Raw genomic sequence first — 20,775 nt, forward strand, 5'->3', positions numbered from 1 at the left:
CTGTTCAGAACGCCACCGGGCCGCCGAGTTCCCGCACGTTCCATGGAAGCCCGTGTTCGTTCAGCATGTCCATGAAGGGATCGGGATCGAACTGCTCGATATTGAACACGCCGCCCTCGCCGTTCGGAGCCGGCCATTTGCCCGACACCACGAGCGCACTGCCGATCATCGCCGGAACGCCGGTGGTGTAGCTGACCGCCTGGTTGCCGGTTTCCTCATAGGCTGCCTCGTGGCTGCAGATGTTATTCAGGTAGAACGTCTTCTCGCCGCTACCGTCCAGCGCCTCGCCCGTGGCGATCACCCCGATATTGGTCTTGCCCCTGGTGGTCTCGCCCAGCGATTCGGGTTTGGGCAACACGGCGGCGAGGAATTGCAGCGGCACGATATCCTTGCCCTGATAGCGGATCGGTTCGATGCCCGTCATGCCGACATTCTGCAGCACGGTCAGATGCTTGATATATTCGTCGCCGAAGGTCATCCAGAACCGTGCCCGCTCCAGTTCGGGCACGAATTTCGCGAGGCTCTCCAGTTCCTCGTGATACATCATGTACATGTTCCTGGTGCCGACCTCTTCGAAGTCGAATTCGACCTTGCGGGCCATCGCCGGGGTCTCGACGAACTCGCCATCTTCCCAGTGGCGCGCCGGCGCGGTCACTTCGCGAATGTTGATTTCCGGGTTGAAATTGGTGGCGAAAGCCTGCCCGTGGTCGCCGCCGTTGCAATCGAGGATGTCGAGCTGGCGGATCGTCTTCAGCCTGTGTTTCTTCAGCCACATGGTGAAGACGCTGGTGACGCCGGGATCGAAGCCCGACCCCAGCAGCGCCATCAGCCCCGCTTCCCTGAAACGGTCGTGATAGGCCCATTGCCATTTATATTCGAACTTGGCCTCGTCCTTGGGTTCGTAATTCGCGGTATCGAGGTAGTTCACGCCCGCCTCGAGGCAGGCGTCCATGATGGGCAGATCCTGATAGGGCAGCGCCAGATTGACGACCAGCGAGGGCTTCACGCGGTTCAGCAGATTGACCATCGCCGGGACTTCCTCGGCGTCGATCTCGTAGGTCTTGATCTCCACGCCCGTCCGTTCCTTGACGCTGGCGGCAATGGCATCGCATTTCGACTTCGTGCGGCTGGCGAGGTGGATGTCGCCGAAGATACCCGAGCCTGCGGCGCTGACCTGCGCCATCTTGTGAACCGCGACCGAACTGACGCCGCCCGCGCCGATTACCAGAATAGTGGACATGGATACTCCGAGGAAATTGTCTGCGCCGCATCTCGCGGCAATGGCTAATATCTGCGGAACGCATTAGGCGTCAGATATGTTTCGCGAAAGCCCCCGCAACCCCACCGCCGCCGGTACCCGGCTGGCAGCCGAGCAGGTGGCGGCCATTTTGCCGCCGACGCCGCTGCTGCCCGTGCAGATCGGCGGAGTCAGCCTATGGGGCAAGGCGGAGAGCCTGCAACCCATTGGCGCCTTCAAGATTCGCGGTGCCTGGTTCCGGCTGAACAGCCTCAGTTCAGAAGAACGGCGGCGCGGGGTCGTCGCCGTCTCCAGCGGCAATCACGCGCAGGGCGTGGCATGGGCCGCTCGCCGCCTCGGCATCGACGCCGCCATCGTCATGCCGGTGGATGCGCCGCAGGTGAAGCTGGACGCCACCAGGGCGCTGGGTGCGGAAATCGTGCTTTACGATCGGCCCGGCGGGGTGGACCGCGATGCGGTGGCGAATGCATTGTGCGACCAGCGCGGCGCGGTTTTCGTCCATGCCTATGCCGACCCCTGGATCATCGAAGGGCAAGGCAGCGCCGGTGTCGAGATCACGCATCAACTTGGGCGGCAACCTTCGCGCCTTGTAGTCTGTTGCGGTGGCGGCGGATTGGCGGCCGGCCTCGCCCTTGCCTGCCCCGACAGCGCCATCGTTCCGATCGAGCCGCAGGGCTGGGACGATATGGCCCGCAGCCTCGCATCCGGGCGGATCGAGCCGGTCGGTGCCAATCCGCCACCCACCGCCTGCGACGCCCTGCAGACCCCGCAGACCGCGCCGGTCAATTTCGCCGTCCTCAACCATCGCGCCGAGCCGGGCGTAGCGGTCAGCGAAGCCGAGATTCGTACAGCCCAGCGCTTCGCCTTCCGCGAACTGGGGCTGGTGGTCGAACCCGGCGGCGCGGCGGCGCTGGCGGCGGCGCTGGCGGGCAAGACCTGTCTGGATGAGCATACGGTGGTGATGATCACCGGCAGCAATGTCGATCCGCAGCAATTTGCAGCCACTATCAGCACGGCGGATCAGACCGCGTTTGACAATCCGCACGGCGCACCGCATCCCCGCGGGCTGATGGGGCGAGAAGGGGAACGACGATGATGGCGCAGATGCTGGCACCGGGCGCAGTGCTGATATTGTGGTCGCTGATGATGTTGATCTGGATGGCCGCGACACGCCTGCCCGCGCTCCGGAAGATGGGCGGTCTGGGCGAAGCGAAACCCGGCGGCCGGGGACAGGATCTGGAAGGCGTGCTGGACGACCGGATCAACTGGAAAGCGCATAATTACGCGCATCTGATGGAGCAGCCGACACTGTTCTATGCAGCCGTGCTCATTATCGCGCTGATGGGAGCGAATGCATGGGACGTGGCGCTCGCCTGGGCCTATGTGGTGCTCCGCATCGTTCATTCGATCTGGCAGGCGACGGTCAATCGCGTGCCGGTGCGGTTCAGCCTGTTTGCCCTGTCCAGCTTCGCACTGATCTACCTTGCCATCCGCGCCGTGGCACTGACGCTGTTCTTCAACCCCGGCATCGCTCCCTGACCTTAAGATAGGCTGCGCGGGGGCAGGCCCTATTCGGCAGCCTCGCGCGCTTCCTTCTTCGCAAATTCGAGCGTTGCCAGAAACCGTTCCGCATCCAGCGCCGCCATGCAGCCCGTGCCGGCGGCGGTCACGGCCTGGCGGTAGGTATGGTCCATGACATCGCCGCAGGCGAATACGCCCGGGATCGCGGTCTTGGGCGTGCCGGGCTCGACCGTCAGATAGCCGCTGTCGTCCATCTCGAGCTTGCCCTTGAACAATCCGGTTGCAGGGGCATGGCCGATGGCGACGAAAGCGCCTTCCACCGGAAATGTGCTGACTTCTCCGGTAACGGTGTCATTCAGTTCAAGCGCGGTCAGCCCCCCTTGCAGAGGGTCGCCGATGAAGCGTTCGACCGTCTTGTTCCACAGCGTCGAGATCTTGTCGTTTCCGAACACCCGTTCCTGCAGGATGCGTTCCGACCGCAATTCGTCGCGGCGATGGATCAGCGTCACATCGTCGGAATGATTGGTCAGATACAGCGCTTCTTCCACAGCGGTATTGCCGCCGCCGATCACGGCCACCTTCTTGCCGCGATAGAAGAAACCGTCGCAGGTCGCGCAGGCGGAAACGCCCTTGCCGCCGAGTTCCTGCTCGCCCGGCACGCCCAGCCATTTCGCCTGCGCGCCGGTCGCGATCACGAGTGTCTCGCCGATATATTCATCGCCGCTATCGCCCACCGCACGGAAAGGCGATCCGCCGGCGATGTCGATATCGGTGATGGTGTCCCACATCATCCGCGTGCCGACATGTTCCGCCTGCGCCTGCATTTCCTCCATCAGCCACGGACCCTGCACCACGTCCCTGAAGCCGGGATAATTCTCCACGTCGGTGGTGATGGTCAGCTGGCCGCCAGGTTGCAGGCCCTGCACCACGATCGGTTCCATCGCCGCCCGCGCGCCATAGATCGCGGCGGAAAGCCCGGCGGGACCGGAGCCGATGATGAGCATGCGGGTATGATGGGTGGCCATGGTGTCTCGTCCAGTTGCGGCGGATCGGGTGAAACGGCGGCAATGCCGCGCTTGCGAATCTGGTTAGCGTTCCAGCAGATGCAAGCGCAAGGCTTCCATCCGTTCATCGTCCACCTGCAACACCTGCCGCAGGAAGGCGTCGATCGAACCGTGTTCCTCGCGCAGCGCCCTGTATGCCGCATCGAGATAGCGCGCGTCCACGCCCATCAGCACCCGGATGGTGGCATCATCCCTTGCGCCATATTTCTGTCTCGCAGTCTCGCGATTGTCAGCCACTCTCGCGTCCAGATCGACGGCGCTGTTGGTGAGCAGATAATCTTCCATCGCATCGTCCGGATGCACGCCGAGGGCATGGTGCAACAGCGCCACCGCCATGCCCGTGCGGTCCTTGCCGGCGTGGCAATGCACCAGGCTTGCGCTTTGTCCCTCCGCCAGAACCGCGAAATAGCGCCGCATGATCCAGATGAGATTTTCGCGAAATGGCAGACGGGCATAGATCCGTTCCATCGCCCTGTGCGCACCCGCCTCGTCCAGAACGCCTTCGGCCGCTTCGAGATGCGGGGCAAGCCCTGCCGTCTCGCCATCGAAGAACAGGACGCGCGCCTTGCAGCCATCGGGGCGCAGGCTGGGGTGGCGCTCCCTTTCGCCATTGCCGCGCAGATCGACGATCGCGGCAAGGTTCAGCGCGGCCAGGGCGGACAGATCGCGCTCGGTGGCCGCGTGTTGATCGCCGGAGCGGAACAGGATGCCGCGGCGCACTCTGGCCCCGCCCGCTACGGCATAGCCGCCATAGTCGCGTAAATTCGCCACGCCGTCGAGCGCGATGACCCGGTCTTTCACTGCCATGTTCATGGCGCGGCCTCTGCCACTCCTGCCCCATTGCCGCAAGGTTCGGCAGATGCAAAGCCGCCCTCCCGACCCGCTCACATCGAAATGTGCAATTGACATTGCGATGTGATGGCAGACGGAGTATCTGCCCGGAATGAGCAACAGCACCATGATAGACCGCGTCCGCACCATCATTGATTCGGGCGCCGTGTCCCGCACCGCACTGGCCCGCGCGGCAGGGCTTCACGCCAATTCCCTGCGCGACTGTCTCGAGGACAAGTGGAACCCCACGACCGACACCTTGCGGAAGCTGGAAAACTTCCTGTCCGACAATGATGATTCGCCGGTCATCGTGGGTGCGGAAGAGATTATCGAGGAAGCGCGCAACGGGCGCATGTTCGTGCTGGTCGATGACGAAGATCGGGAGAATGAAGGCGATCTCGTGATCCCCGCGCAGATGGCGACGCCGCAGGCGATCAATTTCATGGCGACGCACGGGCGCGGGCTGGTCTGTCTCGCCATGACGCGGCAGCGCATCGATCAACTCGGCCTCGATCTGATGAGCACGAGCAATCGTACCCGGCACGAAACCGCCTTCACCACCTCGATCGAGGCGCGCGAGGGCGTCACCACCGGCATCAGCGCAGGCGACCGCGCGCGCACGGTTTCCGTCGCCATCGACGGCAGCCGGGGGATGGAGGATCTGGTGACGCCGGGGCATGTCTTTCCGCTCGTCGCACGGGACGGCGGGGTGCTGGTGCGCGCCGGACACACCGAAGCCTCGGTCGATATTTCGCGCCTTGCAGGATTGAACCCGAGCGGCGTCATCTGCGAGATCATGAATGACGACGGCACGATGTCGCGGATGGAAGATCTGGTGCGGTTTGCCCGGCGACACGATCTGAAAATCGGCACGATCCGCGACCTGATCGCCTATCGCCGCGAACACGACCACCTGGTCGAACGCCGCAGCGAACGCCAGTTCACCAGTCGCTGGGGCGGCGAATGGCGGGCCATCGCCTTTTACAACAAGGCGACGAAGGAAGAGACGCTGGCGCTGGTGAAAGGCACCATCGAGGCGGACAGGCCGACATTGGTGCGGATGCATCTGCTGTCGATTTTCCCCGATGTTTTCGCCGAACGTTCCGAACGCGGTGGCCTGCTGGAAAAATCCATGGAAATCATCGGGCGCGAAGGTGCGGGCGTGGTCGTGCTGATCAATCGCCCCAGCCCGAATTACGTCAGCCGCGCCATGCAATTGAGCGACAGCGGCAAAGCGCTGGACGAACAGGCCGAACCTTCGGAGCAGCGCGATTACGGCGGCGGCGCGCAGATCCTCGCCGAACTGGGCGTGCGCGACATGGTCCTGCTGACGAACACGCATCATTCCATGGTGGCGCTGGAAGGTTACGGCCTGTCCATAACCGGCGAACGGCCGATCACCTAGGATGCTCCCCGTCCATCCGGCGGCAAGAGGCAGCAGATTGCAACCATGAAGCCGGTCTGACAGCTGACAGAGCGGCTCCTCACTGGATACGCACCGAAAGAAAGCAGCTTTTCCTTATCCGTGATAACGATGTTTAGCCGCCAGAGCTTTGAGCCGTTCCTCTCGGCGAGCAGGAAGAGGTCTTCACCGATGGCGAGCTTGTGCGACCGTTCTGACGCCTTCGCTCTACGATCTGTATCTCATTCGAAGCCATTGGAGGTATCGCTCCTTTTCGCATTCCGGAAAATACACTCACTCCGAAACCGGCTTCAAGCGAATGGAAATCAGATGCGCCGTTCTGATCGCGTTATCTTTTTGGATGTGGGCGAACACAAACGAACCCATGCAAATCCGAGATTGGTAGCGGAGGAGGGAAATATAGAGAGCATATAACGTGCTGATTTACCTAATAAACTTTTTGAGTCGTCTTGCAAATACCCCCATCAATACCCCCAAAATCGGACAGATGAGATAAAGCGCCTTTGGCAAACGACGACTTGTTATTCGTAGTGACTGGTAAAACGAGCGTCGGCCGTTTTTGGGCCGATCAGAAGGCGAAACGCCAGGTCACGATCCATGCGCCTGATCGGACATCGAGGGCATGTCATGGTCGGGCATGGATGGCATATAGTGGCCCGCATGAGGATCGGGTGTGTTGCTAGGCTGGGCATTCACCGGCGGGGGAGTGGCCGCAGGGGACGACGCTACTACCGGAGTGCTCGCCGGTCGGTCTGGTTGCCTACCGGCAGTCGCAGCTTCACCCGACCGGTTCGTGTTGGCCTCTCCAGCGGGAAAGGCAGCGTTGTCTCTTTCGCCTTCGCCAGCACCTGTGCTCTCGGTCGGCGGGGCCGTATACAGTGGCAAGGCTTCAGCTTCTGATGAAGTGTCCTGCGTCTGATCACAGGCAGCGAGCCCTAGCCCCAATGCCGCCGCAGCAAGGGGGGCAACAAACGCGTTCCGATTTGATCTGCGCATCATTCTATCCTTCAAAGCCAGGAGATACCAAGATGATTGGCACCGTGCGCAAGCTCGCCGCCCAGAAATCCCTGCACCAGCACTAGAGCGGCCATGGCAAAGATTGCGGCGCGAAACGCGGTCCGGCTCGCGGAAGCACGGCTCGCCAGATAGGCCATCGCCAGACCGAGAACCGCGATCAGCATTCCGTTCCAGCGATGAACCTGCATCGCAGTATCTCCGCCGAACCAGAGACCGGTATGGATCCAACCGAATATGGCCGCCACGACCGCCCCGGCGGCACCGCCATAAACAAGTACGCGCACTGCCGACTCTAGGCCTGTGCCCTTCCGTGCGATGACGAATAGCTCGGTGAGAGCGGCCATAAAGAACAAGGCGATCGGAAAGTGTACGGTGGCGGGATGCAGCGACTTGAGCACACCGACCACGCCCTTGTCGCCTTCGTCTGCATCTTGTCCCTTCGCCCCGTCATGATCAGCAGCCGTGTCGCCGTGCCCCTGCGCAGCCTGGATATCTTTTGACGCCGCATCGGAGACGACAGCACTGGCCGCTTCGCCATGTTCCTCGTCGCCATGGGCCTGGGCCGGACTTATCCAGAGCAGACTGGCGGCCACAATAGCCATGAATTGTATTCGTTTCATTCTCTACGGGCTCCGGTCTTGGCGATGGTCGTGCAACCTATTGTGTCTGTAATGCTCTGCGAACCTTCATCTCTTGCGGTGATAGAGCGCGGCGATCGTCGACGCGTGAGGGTTCAAATTTTACTCACGAGATGGTCGGACCTCCTGCCTTGCACCGCGCCCTGGTAAGAGTGTGGCCAGGCTCAGGCACAAAGCGAGAGCCCGGCCACCGCCTCCTAATCGTCTTGCGCCATGTTCTCGTGAGCCGCCATCTGCTCCATCATGTCATGCATCATCATCATGTGCTGGTGACAGGCCGCCATCATATCGGCGTTGTCCCCCTGCATCATGCCCGCCATGTGTTCCTGCATTTTTGCACGATGTTCGGCCATAAGCCTTTGGCGTTCGGCAGGATCGCTCGCCGCGTGGGCCTGCTGCATCAGCGCGCGCATTTCAGCCATCTTCTCGCGGTGGGCCGTCATGGCCGCCGAATCCTGCATCATATGGCCAGCGTGTGACTGCTGCTGCGCCGCCGCTTGATCCCCGTGGTCATGCTGTTGCCGGGCCATTGCCGGGGTGGTTGCCAGGCCGGTGGCGAGCGCGAAAGCTAGAACTGTCAGTTTCATGGTCGATTTCCTTTCGTCGGTCTTGCGGTGGATGCTGTGTGCAGTCATCCTCTTTACGCAGCCGCCATCTCTTCCCCTCAAACAATCCGCAGCAGCGGTGGGGCTGGTGGGCCGAAGCACGGCCGGTTGCAGCGGTGCTGTTTTTCGGCCACCTTTTTGAGAGAAGCCGATAACGACGAATGGGGAGTATCATGGTGCCAGCAGAGCCGTCGGAGAAGCAGTCGTGAGCACGGTCAATGAGAACGGCAGCTGGGATATCCCGGAGCCCGATCATGCCGATCTGGTGCAAATGCGCATTCGCCTCATTACTCTCGAGAACATAGTTCTTGGCCTTTTGTCCGGGGCGAGCGATGAACAGATCGAACAGATTAGGAAACGTGCGGACATGATCGAACCGCGCCCCGATGCGAGCCGGCACCCGCTTACCGAACTGGCAGCAGGTGACATGCGGAAATTTCTCAAACGCGCTGCTCGCATGGCCGAGTCGGAGGGCCGCGAAAATCATGACTGATCCGGGCTTTGGGGCAGCGAAGGCGCTATGCAGGAAGTGGAAATCCGGCCGCTTGCTATTTGCTGGCGCAGATTTTTCGGGCGTACCTGCAACATGACCAGAACCCATTGGCTGATCCTTATTTGCGGGAGCCTGATCGCGTTCGTCTGGGAGATTTTCCAGATGCCATTCTTCGAACCGGGTGATCTCGAACCCTTCGAGCGGACCATTCGCTGCGGCATTGCAAGCCTGGGCGATGGCGTGATCCTGCTGACAGCTTATAGCCTTGCAGGATTACGTGGCGGGCACGCGTGGCTCTGGCAAGCCGCCAAAATGCCCTATGCGATCTATTTCGGCTTCGGGCTTGTCGTCGCGATCGCCGTCGAAATGATCGCCACATCGCTTCCGGCAAACAGTTTCCTGAGCTGGCGCTACAGCGAGTTGATGCCGCAAGAGCCAGTGACGGGACTGGCGCTGATCCCGATCGCGATGTGGACGATCGTGCCCGCGCTAACGATCCTTCTGGTCCGCTTTGCCCGAGCCGAACCTGATTAAACTGGGAGCGGCTTCAGGGGGCATTCGGCACATGTTTCGCCCGCCGCCTGATCCTGGGAAACCGGTTGGCAAGCAGGACAAAGCCCGAAACCGCGATGATTGTCCCGCCGATCCCGAACAGTAGCAGCCACCAGCTGTTGATGCGGTCGCGCTGCGTCCAGTCCATGATATGCAGCCCCCAGATAAAATCGAACAGACGCCAGGTGTCGCTGCGGGCAGCGAGCACCGAGCCGCTCGATGCATCGATGTAGACGCGGGTATTGTCCTCATCGCCATAGGTAATCTGCCACGCGGGGAACGGACCCCGGAATTCGGTCCCGACAGCACCTTCGATGAGGCGCGTGGTCGCTATGGTGGTTGGTGGCCCCGTCCAAGCATGGCGAGCGATGGCCTGTGCGCTCGCGCTCGAAAGAGGCGAAAGGAGAGCGCCGCTGTTCGGGTCGCGGAGCGTGACGCTTCCATCGTCCCGACGGATCTCGGTTACTGTCCTGCCGCCGACCGCGCGCGTCGCAAGGGAAACCACCCCCTCCCTGCTATCGAGCCACTCGGGCATGGCAGCATTAGCGGGCAGAACCTCCGGTGCGCGCGAAACGACATGTTCGGACCGGACCTCTTCGATGTCGAGGAACGACATCAGCGCCCCGGTGGCCATCCATAGAAGCACCTGGACGCCGACAAAGACTGCCAGCCATTTGTGAAGCTTGCTGCCCAGCACATGCAGACGCAGCTTGAAAGAGCGTGTCGCCAATCGGTGTTCCCCCGATCAAATCAGTTGTTACGCGGCGCTCGTGACGACGAATGGTACTGAACGATCTTCCAGCCATCCGCATCATGGGCAAGCACCGAGGTCGCAACGCCTTCGCGGTCGATCACGCGGCCGTCGGCCAGTTCGATCCGATAGGTGTACGATTCGCGGCCATACGCCATATGTCCCATCCGGGTGACTGCGAGCGTCGGTTCGCCGAAGGTGAAGCTGGTTATTGCATCGAGTTCCGGTCCCAGGTGATGCTCCATGTAATACGTGAAGCTGCCTTCCGCCTTGCCGTTTTCGTAAACGAAGGATTCCTCGGCAAACAGCGCGGCCATGGCCTCTGCATCGCGCGACGTCAGGGCATCCCGATATGATGTCAGAACCGCCTCGGCTTCCGCAACGTCATCATTCATCGCATCCATATGCTCGGCGTGGTTCATGCCCTGCTCCGTATGGTCCATCTGCGTCGAAGCCGTAGGGTCCGAGTGCGCGGAATGATCCATGGATTGTGCCAGGGCGGGAGTGCCGCCTGCAGCCAAGGCCAGGGCGACCGCGCTTAGAGATAGTCTTATCCTCATTGTATATTTCCTTCTCTTAAAACCAGAATCGCATGCCCACGACGTAATTCGTCACGCTAGGGTCTTCCCCTGCGGCGCGTGCAAAATCGGCACTCTGACCGATCCGCCACTCCTGGGAGACGCCGACATAGGGCGCGAATTCGCGTGCGAACTCGTAGCGAAGACGCAGACCTGCCTCGATCCGGTCGAGGCCAGCGCCAATGCCGAGTTCGGGAATATCCTGAGCCGAAAGAGCGATTTCGGCTCGCGGCTGGAGGATCAGCCGCTGCGTGATGCGCTGATCAAGCTCGCCCTCGAAGCGCGCGGTTACATCACCCTTGTTCGATACGAACGCTGCAACGTCGACCTCGAACTGGTAGGGAGCAATGCCCTGTATGCCAATGACAGCATGGGTGCGCTCGGGTCCTGTTAAATCCTGGCGCACACCTGTCTGTAGGTCGAAAAAGGGAGCGATCGCCCGGCTCCAGAGTGCCTGGACTTCGGCTCCCTCGACAGGCTCACCGAAGCTGCCTTCGCCCTCGGATTTGAACCAGAACTTGTCGATATCACCACCATAATAGCCCTGGATGTCCCAAAGATATCCATCCACTCCCTCGCGGGCGCGGTATTCGAGCCGGTCGCCCTGAAACCAGAAGCGCATCCCGCCGTCGGTCTCGCGGACAAGTTCGCGCCGCGCTTCGTTCATGGCTTCCTCGCCCCAGATCGCGACCGCCGCGCGCGCGGGACCGCTCCCGGCTTCGGGAGGAGGCGGCAGCAGCGGGATATCGTCGTTCGAGCCCATCTGCATCGCCGAATGGTCCATGCCCTGCATATCCTGCGATCCCGTCTGCCCATGGTTCATCTGGCTGTGATCCATCTGCCCATGGTCCATCGACGAGTTGCTGGCTTCCGCCTGACCCATGTCGCCTTGGTTCATCTGCGAATGATCCATCGCGCCTTCGGCAGGCGTGCCATGCGGCATCGAGCCATGATCCATTCCTTCATGACTCCCGGGTGTAGTCTCCGGACGGGCAGCGTCCATCGGCATTGCCATGCCCGAATGACCATCCTGAGCGGTCGTCGAACCATGAGACATAGTCGAATGGTCCATCGTCGAATGATCCATGGCAACTTCAGGCTGGGCCACTGGTTCGCAAGCTCCTTCGGCTACCGGGTGCCCCATCGCGCGATGGCGCTGGGCTTCTTCTTCGCACTTTGTCTTGGCGTCAGCCTGCGCCTCGGCGCTCTGCTGCGGCTCCGCGGGCGAATGACCGGCATGCTGCGCCGCAGCGGGGGAGGCGAGAACTGAGCCGACTGCGATCGATGCGAGCAGGCTGGTAATACGAATCTTCATGCTTCGCTCCCATCGGGATTGGCGACAGTGACGATCTGAAACATCCCGGCATGCATGTGGTAGAGAAGGTGGCAGTGGAAGGCCCAGTCGCCCGGCTCGTCCGCCGTCAGGTCGAACTGCGCGCTGCCGCCCGGCTGCACGTTAACCGTGTGCTTGAGCGGCTGACGATCGGCAGGTGCGCCGTTAACCAGTTCGAAGAAGTGCCCATGCAAGTGGATCGGGTGCGCCATCATCGTGTTGTTTATCAATTTGACACGCACGCGTTCGTTATAGGCAAAGCGGATCGGCTCGTCGGAGACGGCGGAGAACTTCTTGCCGTCGAACGACCACATATAGCGTTCCATGTTCCCGGTGAGATGGATTTCCATCCGCCGCGAGGGAGTCCGCCCCTCCTGATGAGGTGTCAGCGAGCGGAGCTTGCGATAGTCGAGGGTGCGGTGGGGGACATCGGCAAGGCCGATGCCGGGGTCGCCCATACGGTCGACCGGGTTCATCGAGACCATGTCGAGACCGGGCCCGACCTTCACGTCGGGAGGCAGGAGCGATGTATCGCGCATCTGCATACCTCCCGCCATGCCAGCCATTCCGGCCATCTCCGCCGAACCGCCATCCATACCGGACATCCCATCCGCGCCAGCCGCTCCGCTCGATCCGTGGTCCATTCCGGCCATACCGCCGGCGCCATGATCCATGCCGGTCATACCGGCATCGTTGCTGCCAGCCCCGTGGTCCATACCGCTCATGCCCATATCAGCCATGGTCAGAAGCGGGGGATCGCGCAGCGGCGGAATGGCCGCGCGCGCGCCAGGCGCGCTCGCAAGCGTTGCGATCCCCATTCCGGACCTATCCACCGACTCGGCCACCAATGTGTACGCCTGCTGCTCACCCGGCGTCACGACGACGTCGTAGGTCTCCGCGACGCCGATCTGGAACTCGTCCACTTCGACCGGCTCGACGTTCTGCCCGTCGGCTTGAACGACGGTCATCGGCAGGCCTGGAATGCGGATATTGAAGAAGGTCATGGCCCCGGCATTGATGAAGCGCAGCCGCACGCGCTCGCCCGGACGGAAGAGATATTCCAGATTGTCGAGCGGGCCATGACCGTTCAGCAGGTAAGTGTAGGCTGGGGCCGACACATCGCTAAGGTCGGTCGGCATCATACGCATTCTCGCCCACATCCGGCGATCCTCGCCCGAAAGCGGATAGTCGTCGGTCCAGGTATTCATGTTGTAGTTGAAGTAGCCTTCGCCCTTCTTGAGCTTGTCGAAAATCGTGTGGGGCGACATTTCGCTGAATTCGCTGAGCACCACGATATATTCGCGGTCCGCCTGGACCGGATCGGGTCCAGCCGGATCCACCACAATGGCGCCGTAATGCCCGGCCTGTTCCTGCAGGCCGCTATGCGAGTGCCACCAGTAGGTGCCCGACTGGCGCACCGGGAATTCAGCGGTGAAGGTCTCTCCGGGCTTGACGCCGGGGAAGCTTACACCTGGCACCCCGTCGAGTTCGAATGGCACGAGCAGCCCGTGCCAGTGGATCGAGGTGTCTTCCTCGAGCTGGTTATGGACGTTCAATCGGACGGTCGTGCCTTCCTTCAAACGCAACAACGGGCCGGGGATCGTGCCGTTGACGGCGATGGCGCCGCCGCGTCTGTTGCCGGTTGCAAAGGCAGACCGCGCGACAGTGAGGTCGATATTCGGCCCGGATACTTCATCCAGCCCTTTGCGGGCGTTTCCTGCAAGGATGTCCGCGCCGCGCGCCCAGGCCGGCATGGCACCGGAGAGACCAAGCAGGCCCAGCCCGCTAGCACTTGTTCCAAGGAATCTTCGGCGATTGAGGGCAGGCATAGGGGGCTCCTGAAAATGCGTATACCGTCACATACGCGGTCAGCTGCCCTACCCCTCAAACTTTTCGAACCGCTCCTTCAGCCGGTTGCGCGCACGATAGATGCGCGTCTCGACGGCTTTCTCGGTGGTGCCGAGCAGCTCGGCAGCCTCGGCCTGGCTGTACCCCTCGACAGTGACCAGCACGAGCGCCTCTTGTAGGCGCACCGGCAAGCGCCCGATTTCGGCCTGGACCAGCCGCAGCTGTTCGCGGGCTCCGGCAACATTTTCGGGATTAGGGGCATCGTCGGCAACGGCGTCGGCTTCCCGCCCATCCGGCAAACCAAGGAAGCCAATAACTTTCCTGCGGCGGAGCTTGTCGCGGCACCGGTTGAGAACGATTGTCGTCAAATAGGGACCGATGGGCTTGCTCGGATCGAGGCGATGACGTGTCAGCCAGACCGACGCGAGACCGTCCTGAACGACATCTTCGGCCCGCGATGGTGAACCCAGCATGCGCGTGGCAAGCGCAATCAACCGGGCGATCTCGCTCTCGACGAGAGCTGTGAACGCCCGCTTGTCACCGGCTATCGCCCGCCCGATCAGAGCTTCATCCGAAGTGTCATCCACCGCTGCCAAGGCTGGTCAGTCACGCGGATCGCGCGTGAGGGCCGCGGACACTTTCCGGTCGAACTGGAGCTGCTGATCGGAATCGAGAATTTCCCGCATGTCGAAGACGTGGCGCACGGTCGCTTTTTGCAAATCGCCCATGCGCGCATGCACCTCGTCGATCGCGGCACTGACTTCGGGCCCGTATTCGTGCTCGGTTTCCATTGCCTGGGCGAGCTGGGCGTTGGCTGCGCGCGCAGAGGCTTCGAGCCTTGCCTGTTCTACCGCGAAACGCGCTTCGAGCGCATCGAGCCGCTGCTCCTGGTCAGCCGTGAGCGACAGCTCATCGTGCACGAACTGGTGCAGGCCGCCCTCGGCATCGTTGTTGGCCCAGCGATCGGCGGCAAGCGCTCCTAGGCATCCGGCGAGCGCCGCCAGCAGGACCGCAAGGACAAGGTGAAACTTCTTCAACGTCTATGACCCCACATGAAGCAATGCAGCGGGTGACAGGGATTCTCCGCCAACGAGGCTCTCGCCAACAATCTCTGTAGGAGCGCCGTTTTCGGACGGCCATCCGCTGGTCCCTGCGCCTGCCGTTAGGCCGACGACAAACAGACCGGCGAACAAGGCCATTCTGCGCCGCTGATCGGCAATTTCCCCCAGCTGCCCTGCGCGCTGCCAGACGCCGTTCATGAAGTCGGGCGGCACGTCGCCAGCCTTCTGCGAGGCCATGGTGCCGAGCATCGCATCGAGTGTCTGATTGTCACGCATCCCTTGCTCCTGTCGGTTGCACGGTTCCTATACGCGATGCTTCGCGCAAACCCTCAAGTTTCTTTTTTGAGGGGTGCGGGTCGGCGACGCGTAAGAGGAGTAAGTCAAGCAACAGCGGCAAGTACCAGCGTCGAATAGGAGCCATGGCATGAAAAGCGCGGCAGTTCCGCCAAAAGAGCGCGAGTTCACTCCGCCGCTGGGCAAAAGCTGGCTCACGCCGTTCTATGATCGCGCGATCGCAGTCTTTACGCGCGAGAGACGGTGGCGCCGCGCAATCGTCGAAAAGGCCGCATTGCTGCCCGGCGACAAGGTCATCGATGTCGGGTGCGGCACCGGGACCTTGCTCAGGGCGCTGATGGCCAACTGCCCCGAAGCCGGCTTCATCGGCGTTGAGCCCGACCCCGCAGCGCTGGCTATCGCGCAGCGCAAGTTCGGTGCCGGAGCCGATATGGTCCGGTGGCACAACGGCTTTCTCGATAGTCTCGAGCTTTCCGACGGCTGGCGGCCAAACAAGATCGTCAGCAGCCTCGTCCTTCACCAGGTCCCCGTATCGCAAAAGCGCGCGATCCTCGACCAGATCGAGAACCTGCTCGCCCCCGGGGGCATGGCGCTGATTGCCGACTATATGCGGCAGGATGCTCCACTCATGCGCGCGCTGTTCCGTTCGAGCGTTCAGCTTCTCGACGGCGTCAAGGACACCCAGCCGAGCGCCGACGGAGCCGTCGAGAAATTGCTCGCCGAGATTTTCGCGGACGCCGAATTGCTCGATCGTATCCATACCGCGACCGGAACCATTTCTCTCTGGGCGGCATCAAGAAAGGCAATGCTCAATGAACCTCATGAAAGATTCGAGACCGCTACGCCGTTCGCTGGCGGCCTCGCTCCTCCTCGCCATTGCAGCCTGCTCGAATGCGGCCCAGGCCGCGACCTACACCATGTTCCGCGACGCAGGGTGCGGCTGCTGTCTCAATTGGGCCGGTCACGTAGAACACGGACTCGAAGCAGAGGTCGCCTCGGTCGACACCGACGACATGGCTGCGCTCAAGACAGCCAGGGGTGTGTCGCAGGATCTGTGGTCGTGCCACACGATGGAAGTCGATGGCTATATCATCGAAGGCCACGTGCCCGCCGATGCCATCGCGAAACTATTACGCGAAAGCCCCGAAGGCGTGGCAGGCCTGGCTGTGCCCGGAATGCCGCTTGGCTCGCCCGGAATGGAAGCCGGGGACCGGGTGCAGCCGTATGATGTCATCGCCTTCGGCTCAGGCGGGCAGCGCGTTTTCGCATCCTACCCGTGACCATGGACAAGCCATCTCAGCGCCAACTCTAACGGAGGACCATCATGTCAGACTATTCGGTCAAAACCACAATACTGATATGGGGCTGGACACTCAGCCTCTTCCTGCTTTTCAGCTACCTGATCTGCATCGGTTTCGGCCTGCTCGCGCCCGAACAGGCGCACATGCACGAAGCGTGGGCGCCGCTGCTTCCCGGGTTCGAATGGCTGACCATCTCGGGCTTTCTGGCAGGCGCTCTCGGCAGCTTTTTGTACGGTTGGTACATCGCGATCATTGGGGTGCCAATGCTGCGATTTTTCCGGAACCGATTCAGGACGTAGCAGATCGGCGGCGATGGCCGCTTGCCTTGAAACTCGCGGAGCGTTTTTCGGTCGCGCAGGCAGTCCGCTTTAGGCCGCAATTTGCTCGAGCGCCCCGAGCAAAACGCAACTCTCCGGCTTTGTCCTGAAAGTTTTTTGAGGGACGCGGCAAGGGCGAACGTACTGGTCGACATAATCTTTCTTTCACGGGAGACCATCGACAGGGGAAAGTCTTGCAAGACCATGAGCACGAGAATCAAAGCGAAACGGCTGGCTCGATAACCCTGCTGGGCGGCGTTGCGATGGGTACCGGCGTCATGATCGGTGCCGGCATATTCGCGCTGACCGGGCAGATCGCCGAGCTCGCCGGTCCGCTCTTCCCCCTGTCTTTCATCGCCGGCGCGCTGGTAACTTCGCTGGCGGCCTACAGCTATATCAAGATGTCGAACAAATGGCCGTCTTCGGGCGGCATCGCGATGATCTTGCAGAAGGCCTACGGACCCGGCGTCATTGCCGCGTCGGCATCGCTCCTGATGGCTCTGTCGATGGTCATCAATGAAAGCCTCGTGGCCCGCACCTTTGCGACTTACGCGCTGCGCCCGTTTGGCCTCGAAAGCAGCGGGTGGCTCGTTTCGCTGGCAGCGCTTGCACTCATCATCTTCGCCTATCTCGTCAATGCAGCGGGCAACAAGTCGGTAAGCGGCTTCTCGCTCATCATGTCCGCCATCAAGATCGGCGGTATCGCGCTGTTCGCAGTCGCGGCGATCTGGGCCAGCGGATTTTCATCAGGCGCATTTTCGCAGTCCGTTTCGCTGACCAATGCAGAAGCCCTGCTCGCCTCGGTTGCTTTCTCGATCCTCGCCTTCAAAGGCTTCACCACGATTACCAATAGCGGCGGCGAAATCGTTGACCCGCACAAGAATGTCGGCCGAACCATCATGATCTCGATAGCCGTCTGCATCGTGATCTATCTGCTTGTCGCAGTGGCGGTGGGTTCGAGCCTGAGCATATCCGAGATCGTCGAGGCGCGCGATTATTCGCTCGCGGCTGCGGCGCGTTCGGCGCTGGGAGAACTGGGCTTCTATTTCACCGTGGCGATCGCGATCGCCGCCACCACTTCGGGCGTGATAGCGAGCGTATTTGCCGTGTCGCGCATGCTTGCGATGCTGACCGACATGAAGATGATCCCGCACAGCCATTTCGGCATGAGCGGCGGGATTCGCAGCCACATGCTGGTCTATACGGTGGTCATTGCCGGGACGCTTGCGGTCCTGTTCGATCTGTCAAGGATCGCCTCGCTGGGCGCCTTCTTCTACCTCGTCATGGATATGCTGGTTCACTGGGGCGTCCTGCGCCACCTGCGCAAGGAAGTCGGCGCGCGCGCAACAATACTTCTGACAGCGCTCGCGGCAGATGGCGTGGTCCTCGCAGCCTTTACCGCGGCCAAATTGCGCAGCGATCCTGCCGTTGTCGCCTACGCGGCGATCGGCATCGTCGCAGTCTTCGTGGGAGAATGGATCTACCTCTCGCGCAATTCCGAAGCGCCCGCATCTCCTGAAGATGATGGGTCAGGAGAGAAAAGGTGATGGCAACTTCTTCAACCAGCTTTGCCGCTTTTACGCCGGGCTTTTTCGAAACCGTTCACCGAAAACCGGCGTTGAGCACGAGAAACGTCAGGCAAAACAGATGGAGCGATTCATGACGACCCGAACAGCGGCGGTCTACCGTATGGTCATGGAGGACCATGTCTGTCCCTATGGCATCAAGACGGTCGATCTCCTCACACGGCAAGGCTTCGAGGTCGAGGATCATCACCTGACCAGCAGGGAGGAAACCGACGCATTCAAGGACAAGCACAACGTCGAGACCACCCCGCAGACCTTTATCGAAGACAAGCGCATTGGCGGCTATGACGATGTCCGCGAGTTCTTCGGCAAGAGCCGTTCGCAGCCAGAGGAAGGCGAGACCAGCTATCAGCCGGTCATTGCGATTTTCGCGGTCGCGCTGCTGCTCGCGCTAGGGCTGAGCTGGGCGTTTTTTGACGATCTGTTCACCGTCCGGGCCGCGGAATGGTTCGTCAGCCTGTCGATGACCCTGCTCGCCGTCCAGAAGCTTCAGGACGTGCGCAGTTTCTCGACAATGTTCCTCAACTACGATCTGCTCGCACGGCGCTGGGTGCCCTATGGCTTCGTCTACCCGTTCGGCGAAGCCGCTGCCGGCATTCTGATGACCGCAGGCGCGCTGACCTGGCTCTCGGCCCCGCTGGCATTGTTCATTGGCACCGTCGGCACTGTCAGCGTCTTCAAGGCTGTCTACATCGACAAGCGTGAGCTCAAATGCGCTTGCGTCGGTGGGGGCAGCAATGTGCCGCTCGGCTTCGTCTCGCTGACCGAAAATCTGTTCATGATCGGAATGGGTCTGTGGATGGGCGCGAAGCTTCTCGCATGATCACCGCGCTCCTTCTCGCCGTCTTTCTGTTCCTTGCAGCCGTCGCTTCCCACCTTGCCATTCTGGGTGTCGGCCACCGGCTTCTCGATCGCCGCCGCGATACGCTGAGAAAGCTTGCAGTCTCGCTACTCGTGCTCGCGTCGCATTTCCTGGTCGCGATCCTTTTTGCCGCAGGTTTCTGGCTGGGCGCGCAATGGGGCCTGGGAGGGTTCGACAAGGCGCCTTCCATGGACTGGATGGACTACTTCTATTTCTCGCTCATCAACGTGACCACACTGGGCCTGGGCGACATTTATCCGACCGAGCACCTGAGAGTTCTCGCCGGCGTCGAGGCCCTTACCGGCTTCGCTCTCATCAGCTGCTCGGCGCAGCTATTCTGGACCATGATGCAAAAAGGAGAAAAAGCATGACCGAAAAGACCTCCCACTCGGACAAGGGAGGGGGCGGCAGCTACTGGCGATTCATGGCCATGGTGTCGACCTCGACCGTGATCATGTTCTTCCTGATGTATGCCAACACCTTTACCGTCGATGATCTTTTCTGGAGCGAAACGCGCTTCTGGATGATGTTCGTCATGGGCGCGATGATGATGGTTGTCATGCTGCTCTTCATGTGGGGCATGTACAAGGACCGGACCAAGAACTTGATCATCCTGGGCGTCGGGGCCTTTGTGTTCGCGCTCGCACTATGGCTGGTGCGCAGCCAGACCACCGTTGACGATACCGAATATATGGCAGCAATGATCCCGCACCACTCAATCGCGATCATGACCAGCGAACGCGCGAGCCTGAAAGATCCTCGCGTGCGCGAACTCGCGCAGGCCATCATTGTCGCACAGCGCCGCGAAATCGCCGAGATGAAATACCTCATAGACGATATCGAGCAGAACGGTCCTCGAACCGAAGAACGCCTGCCCGAGGAGATGCAGCCATGAACAAGATAGCTTTCACGGCGCTCATCGCGCTGCCGCTTGCCGCCTGCAATTCGAACACCGCTCCGGGCAACGACCGCGAAGCCCAGCTCGACCCGCCTGCCACTGCCGCGCCGATCGAGGACGCGGCCAGTGCACTGGCAAATGTTGACCCGGGCCTCATGCTTCCCGGGACCATGAATGACGCGGACCTTGCTGCTCTGGGCGCAGGACAGGCCTGCCAGTTCCGCCTGACCGAAGTGGCCTTTCCCTCGTTTGTCTATGACGGTGACGGGGGCGGAGCGATCAAGATCAATGGCAAATTGATCCCCGTGACCGCCGATGGCCCTGGCAGCTATGCGAACGGCGAGCTTCGGATCAAAACCCGCATGCTGGATGATGAAGGCGATGCGGGCCTGCAAATGCAGGAGATGATCGTGGCAGCACCAAGAGCCAAGGATGAGTTCGGCTTTTGGGGTTATACCACCTGTCCGGCCGACGGAGCCTGATACTGGCAGGGCGCATGGGCGGGCCGTCGGCTAACCCATGCGCCCGCGCCTCCGCCCTTCGT

Annotated in this window: 26 protein-coding genes and 1 pseudogene; 14 read left to right on the forward strand and 13 right to left on the reverse strand. The window is 61.4% G+C overall.

The genetic code is table 11. The features are described from left to right. Positions 1–4 precede the first annotated feature (4 nt). On the reverse strand, positions 5–1,240 hold the full coding sequence (locus HG250_RS03405) for a saccharopine dehydrogenase family protein (RefSeq protein WP_170002791.1): 1,236 nt from the start codon (positions 1,238–1,240) through the stop codon (positions 5–7). Between the two features lie 76 nt (positions 1,241–1,316). On the opposite strand from HG250_RS03405, the gene HG250_RS03410 reads away from it, so the two are divergent. Then, positions 1,317–2,354 (forward strand): threonine ammonia-lyase, encoded by a 1,038-nt coding sequence (locus tag HG250_RS03410; protein WP_170002793.1) that lies wholly within the window; start codon positions 1,317–1,319, stop codon positions 2,352–2,354. Then, positions 2,351–2,797 (forward strand): MAPEG family protein, encoded by a 447-nt coding sequence (locus tag HG250_RS03415; RefSeq protein WP_170002795.1) that lies wholly within the window; start codon positions 2,351–2,353, stop codon positions 2,795–2,797. The genes HG250_RS03410 and HG250_RS03415 overlap by 4 nt, the downstream gene beginning before the upstream one ends. Positions 2,798–2,826: 29 nt before the next feature. Here HG250_RS03415 and trxB read toward each other — a convergent pair whose 3' ends face one another. Both trxB and HG250_RS03425 read right to left on the reverse strand, forming a co-directional pair. Continuing rightward, positions 2,827–3,804, reverse strand: coding sequence for a thioredoxin-disulfide reductase (gene trxB / locus HG250_RS03420; protein ID WP_170002796.1), 978 nt, complete (start codon positions 3,802–3,804; stop codon positions 2,827–2,829). A 63-nt stretch (positions 3,805–3,867) separates the two neighbouring features. Further along, positions 3,868–4,656: a tyrosine-protein phosphatase gene (locus HG250_RS03425; protein WP_240956882.1), complete on the reverse strand. Its 789-nt coding sequence runs from the start codon at positions 4,654–4,656 to the stop codon at positions 3,868–3,870. A 130-nt stretch (positions 4,657–4,786) separates the two neighbouring features. Here HG250_RS03425 and ribB point away from each other — a divergent pair, with 130 nt between their 5' ends. Next, positions 4,787–6,079, forward strand: coding sequence for a 3,4-dihydroxy-2-butanone-4-phosphate synthase (ribB, locus tag HG250_RS03430; RefSeq protein WP_170002798.1), 1,293 nt, complete (start codon positions 4,787–4,789; stop codon positions 6,077–6,079). Here ribB and HG250_RS13075 read toward each other — a convergent pair. From HG250_RS13075 to HG250_RS03440, 3 genes are all read right to left on the reverse strand, one after another. After that, entirely contained in the window at positions 6,076–6,270 is a 195-nt protein-coding gene (locus HG250_RS13075) for a hypothetical protein (protein WP_338103858.1), read from the reverse strand. The two genes, ribB and HG250_RS13075, sit on opposite strands and share 4 nt — an antisense overlap. An 834-nt stretch (positions 6,271–7,104) precedes the next feature. Then, the gene (locus HG250_RS03435; RefSeq protein WP_040464221.1) at positions 7,105–7,734 is read right to left on the reverse strand and encodes a DUF2231 domain-containing protein; all 630 of its coding nucleotides are present in this window, start codon (positions 7,732–7,734) and stop codon (positions 7,105–7,107) included. 215 nt (positions 7,735–7,949) lie between these two features. Next, on the reverse strand, positions 7,950–8,459 hold the full coding sequence (locus HG250_RS03440; protein ID WP_338103850.1) for a hypothetical protein: 510 nt from the start codon (positions 8,457–8,459) through the stop codon (positions 7,950–7,952). A 103-nt stretch (positions 8,460–8,562) separates the two neighbouring features. On the opposite strand from HG250_RS03440, the gene HG250_RS03445 reads away from it, so the two are divergent. Together HG250_RS03445 and HG250_RS03450 are read left to right on the forward strand one after the other, a co-directional pair. Further along, positions 8,563–8,850, forward strand: coding sequence for a hypothetical protein (locus HG250_RS03445; RefSeq protein ID WP_007163866.1), 288 nt, complete (start codon positions 8,563–8,565; stop codon positions 8,848–8,850). 93 nt (positions 8,851–8,943) lie between these two features. Further along, positions 8,944–9,384, forward strand: coding sequence for a hypothetical protein (locus HG250_RS03450; RefSeq protein ID WP_100261321.1), 441 nt, complete (start codon positions 8,944–8,946; stop codon positions 9,382–9,384). Positions 9,385–9,397: 13 nt separating this feature from the next. Here the strand turns inward: HG250_RS03450 and HG250_RS03455 are convergent, their stop codons facing one another. The 3 genes from HG250_RS03455 to HG250_RS03465 form a co-directional block, all read right to left on the reverse strand. After that, positions 9,398–10,132, reverse strand: coding sequence for a PepSY domain-containing protein (locus HG250_RS03455; RefSeq protein WP_205763508.1), 735 nt, complete (start codon positions 10,130–10,132; stop codon positions 9,398–9,400). Positions 10,133–10,152: 20 nt separating this feature from the next. After that, positions 10,153–10,575, reverse strand: a complete 423-nt coding sequence (locus HG250_RS03460) for a YybH family protein (protein ID WP_240956883.1) — start codon at positions 10,573–10,575, stop codon at positions 10,153–10,155. Between the two features lie 154 nt (positions 10,576–10,729). Next, positions 10,730–11,803 carry a copper resistance protein B gene (locus tag HG250_RS03465; protein ID WP_240956884.1) on the reverse strand — a complete coding sequence of 358 codons (1,074 nt, stop codon included), beginning with the start codon at positions 11,801–11,803 and terminating at the stop codon, positions 10,730–10,732. Between the two features lie 6 nt (positions 11,804–11,809). Here HG250_RS03465 and HG250_RS12905 point away from each other — a divergent pair, with 6 nt between their 5' ends. Continuing rightward, positions 11,810–12,001 carry a hypothetical protein gene (locus HG250_RS12905; protein ID WP_240956885.1) on the forward strand — a complete coding sequence of 64 codons (192 nt, stop codon included), beginning with the start codon at positions 11,810–11,812 and terminating at the stop codon, positions 11,999–12,001. Positions 12,002–12,042: 41 nt separating this feature from the next. On the opposite strand, the gene HG250_RS03470 is transcribed toward HG250_RS12905, so the two are convergent. From HG250_RS03470 to HG250_RS03485, 4 genes are read right to left on the reverse strand one after another with little or no spacing between them, the layout of a single operon-like run. After that, entirely contained in the window at positions 12,043–13,893 is a 1,851-nt protein-coding gene (locus HG250_RS03470) for a copper resistance system multicopper oxidase (protein ID WP_138615247.1), read from the reverse strand. A 48-nt stretch (positions 13,894–13,941) separates the two neighbouring features. Then, positions 13,942–14,499 (reverse strand): RNA polymerase sigma factor, encoded by a 558-nt coding sequence (locus HG250_RS03475; RefSeq protein ID WP_371876727.1) that lies wholly within the window; start codon positions 14,497–14,499, stop codon positions 13,942–13,944. Between the two features lie 15 nt (positions 14,500–14,514). Further along, entirely contained in the window at positions 14,515–14,949 is a 435-nt protein-coding gene (locus HG250_RS03480) for a periplasmic heavy metal sensor (protein ID WP_086438292.1), read from the reverse strand. A 3-nt stretch (positions 14,950–14,952) separates the two neighbouring features. Continuing rightward, a complete protein-coding gene (locus HG250_RS03485) occupies positions 14,953–15,249 on the reverse strand; it encodes a hypothetical protein (protein ID WP_007163858.1) in 297 nt (98 codons plus the stop codon). A gap of 148 nt (positions 15,250–15,397) precedes the next feature. Here HG250_RS03485 and HG250_RS03490 point away from each other — a divergent pair. The 8 genes and pseudogenes from HG250_RS03490 to HG250_RS03525 all read left to right on the forward strand — a co-directional run. Further along, positions 15,398–15,850, forward strand: a pseudogene (locus HG250_RS03490) (class I SAM-dependent methyltransferase); the annotation flags it as partial. A gap of 229 nt (positions 15,851–16,079) precedes the next feature. After that, positions 16,080–16,547, forward strand: a complete 468-nt coding sequence (locus tag HG250_RS03495) for a DUF411 domain-containing protein (RefSeq protein ID WP_007163856.1) — start codon at positions 16,080–16,082, stop codon at positions 16,545–16,547. A gap of 44 nt (positions 16,548–16,591) precedes the next feature. After that, positions 16,592–16,867 (forward strand): hypothetical protein, encoded by a 276-nt coding sequence (locus HG250_RS03500; RefSeq protein WP_170002800.1) that lies wholly within the window; start codon positions 16,592–16,594, stop codon positions 16,865–16,867. 281 nt (positions 16,868–17,148) lie between these two features. Beyond that, positions 17,149–18,432, forward strand: a complete 1,284-nt coding sequence (locus tag HG250_RS03505; RefSeq protein WP_240956907.1) for an APC family permease — start codon at positions 17,149–17,151, stop codon at positions 18,430–18,432. A 112-nt stretch (positions 18,433–18,544) separates the two neighbouring features. Further along, positions 18,545–19,294, forward strand: coding sequence for a glutaredoxin family protein (locus HG250_RS03510; protein WP_090480206.1), 750 nt, complete (start codon positions 18,545–18,547; stop codon positions 19,292–19,294). After that, the gene (locus HG250_RS03515; RefSeq protein WP_170002804.1) at positions 19,291–19,704 is read left to right on the forward strand and encodes a potassium channel family protein; all 414 of its coding nucleotides are present in this window, start codon (positions 19,291–19,293) and stop codon (positions 19,702–19,704) included. Before HG250_RS03510 ends, HG250_RS03515 begins: the two co-directional genes overlap by 4 nt. Beyond that, positions 19,701–20,228 carry a DUF305 domain-containing protein gene (locus HG250_RS03520; RefSeq protein ID WP_007163851.1) on the forward strand — a complete coding sequence of 176 codons (528 nt, stop codon included), beginning with the start codon at positions 19,701–19,703 and terminating at the stop codon, positions 20,226–20,228. The genes HG250_RS03515 and HG250_RS03520 overlap by 4 nt, the downstream gene beginning before the upstream one ends. Then, positions 20,225–20,713, forward strand: a complete 489-nt coding sequence (locus tag HG250_RS03525) for a DUF6692 family protein (RefSeq protein ID WP_007163850.1) — start codon at positions 20,225–20,227, stop codon at positions 20,711–20,713. The genes HG250_RS03520 and HG250_RS03525 overlap by 4 nt, the downstream gene beginning before the upstream one ends. The last annotated feature ends 62 nt before the right edge of the window (positions 20,714–20,775 follow it).

Origin of the sequence: Pseudopontixanthobacter vadosimaris (genome assembly GCF_012979275.1) — a bacterium.
Taxonomy (GTDB): Bacteria; Pseudomonadota; Alphaproteobacteria; order Sphingomonadales; family Sphingomonadaceae; genus Pseudopontixanthobacter; species Pseudopontixanthobacter vadosimaris.

Excerpts from the sequence above, each read along its gene's own strand:
- HG250_RS03405 (WP_170002791.1), bottom strand. The coding sequence starts at position 1,240 with ATGTCCACTATTCTGGTAATCGGCGCGGGCGGCGTCAGTTCGGTCGCG.
- HG250_RS03410 (WP_170002793.1), top strand. The coding sequence starts at position 1,317 with ATGTTTCGCGAAAGCCCCCGCAACCCCACCGCCGCCGGTACCCGGCTG.
- HG250_RS03415 (WP_170002795.1), top strand. The coding sequence starts at position 2,351 with ATGATGGCGCAGATGCTGGCACCGGGCGCAGTGCTGATATTGTGGTCG.
- trxB (WP_170002796.1), bottom strand. The coding sequence starts at position 3,804 with ATGGCCACCCATCATACCCGCATGCTCATCATCGGCTCCGGTCCCGCC.
- HG250_RS03425 (WP_240956882.1), bottom strand. The coding sequence starts at position 4,656 with ATGAACATGGCAGTGAAAGACCGGGTCATCGCGCTCGACGGCGTGGCG.
- ribB (WP_170002798.1), top strand. The coding sequence starts at position 4,787 with ATGAGCAACAGCACCATGATAGACCGCGTCCGCACCATCATTGATTCG.
- HG250_RS03435 (WP_040464221.1), bottom strand. The coding sequence starts at position 7,734 with ATGAAACGAATACAATTCATGGCTATTGTGGCCGCCAGTCTGCTCTGG.
- HG250_RS03450 (WP_100261321.1), top strand. The coding sequence starts at position 8,944 with ATGACCAGAACCCATTGGCTGATCCTTATTTGCGGGAGCCTGATCGCG.
- HG250_RS03460 (WP_240956883.1), bottom strand. The coding sequence starts at position 10,575 with ATGAACCACGCCGAGCATATGGATGCGATGAATGATGACGTTGCGGAA.
- HG250_RS03465 (WP_240956884.1), bottom strand. The coding sequence starts at position 11,803 with ATGGACCATTCGACTATGTCTCATGGTTCGACGACCGCTCAGGATGGT.
- HG250_RS12905 (WP_240956885.1), top strand. The coding sequence starts at position 11,810 with ATGATCCATGGCAACTTCAGGCTGGGCCACTGGTTCGCAAGCTCCTTC.
- HG250_RS03470 (WP_138615247.1), bottom strand. The coding sequence starts at position 13,893 with ATGCCTGCCCTCAATCGCCGAAGATTCCTTGGAACAAGTGCTAGCGGG.
- HG250_RS03485 (WP_007163858.1), bottom strand. The coding sequence starts at position 15,249 with ATGCGTGACAATCAGACACTCGATGCGATGCTCGGCACCATGGCCTCG.
- HG250_RS03495 (WP_007163856.1), top strand. The coding sequence starts at position 16,080 with ATGAACCTCATGAAAGATTCGAGACCGCTACGCCGTTCGCTGGCGGCC.
- HG250_RS03500 (WP_170002800.1), top strand. The coding sequence starts at position 16,592 with ATGTCAGACTATTCGGTCAAAACCACAATACTGATATGGGGCTGGACA.
- HG250_RS03505 (WP_240956907.1), top strand. The coding sequence starts at position 17,149 with ATGGGTACCGGCGTCATGATCGGTGCCGGCATATTCGCGCTGACCGGG.
- HG250_RS03510 (WP_090480206.1), top strand. The coding sequence starts at position 18,545 with ATGACGACCCGAACAGCGGCGGTCTACCGTATGGTCATGGAGGACCAT.
- HG250_RS03515 (WP_170002804.1), top strand. The coding sequence starts at position 19,291 with ATGATCACCGCGCTCCTTCTCGCCGTCTTTCTGTTCCTTGCAGCCGTC.
- HG250_RS03520 (WP_007163851.1), top strand. The coding sequence starts at position 19,701 with ATGACCGAAAAGACCTCCCACTCGGACAAGGGAGGGGGCGGCAGCTAC.
- HG250_RS03525 (WP_007163850.1), top strand. The coding sequence starts at position 20,225 with ATGAACAAGATAGCTTTCACGGCGCTCATCGCGCTGCCGCTTGCCGCC.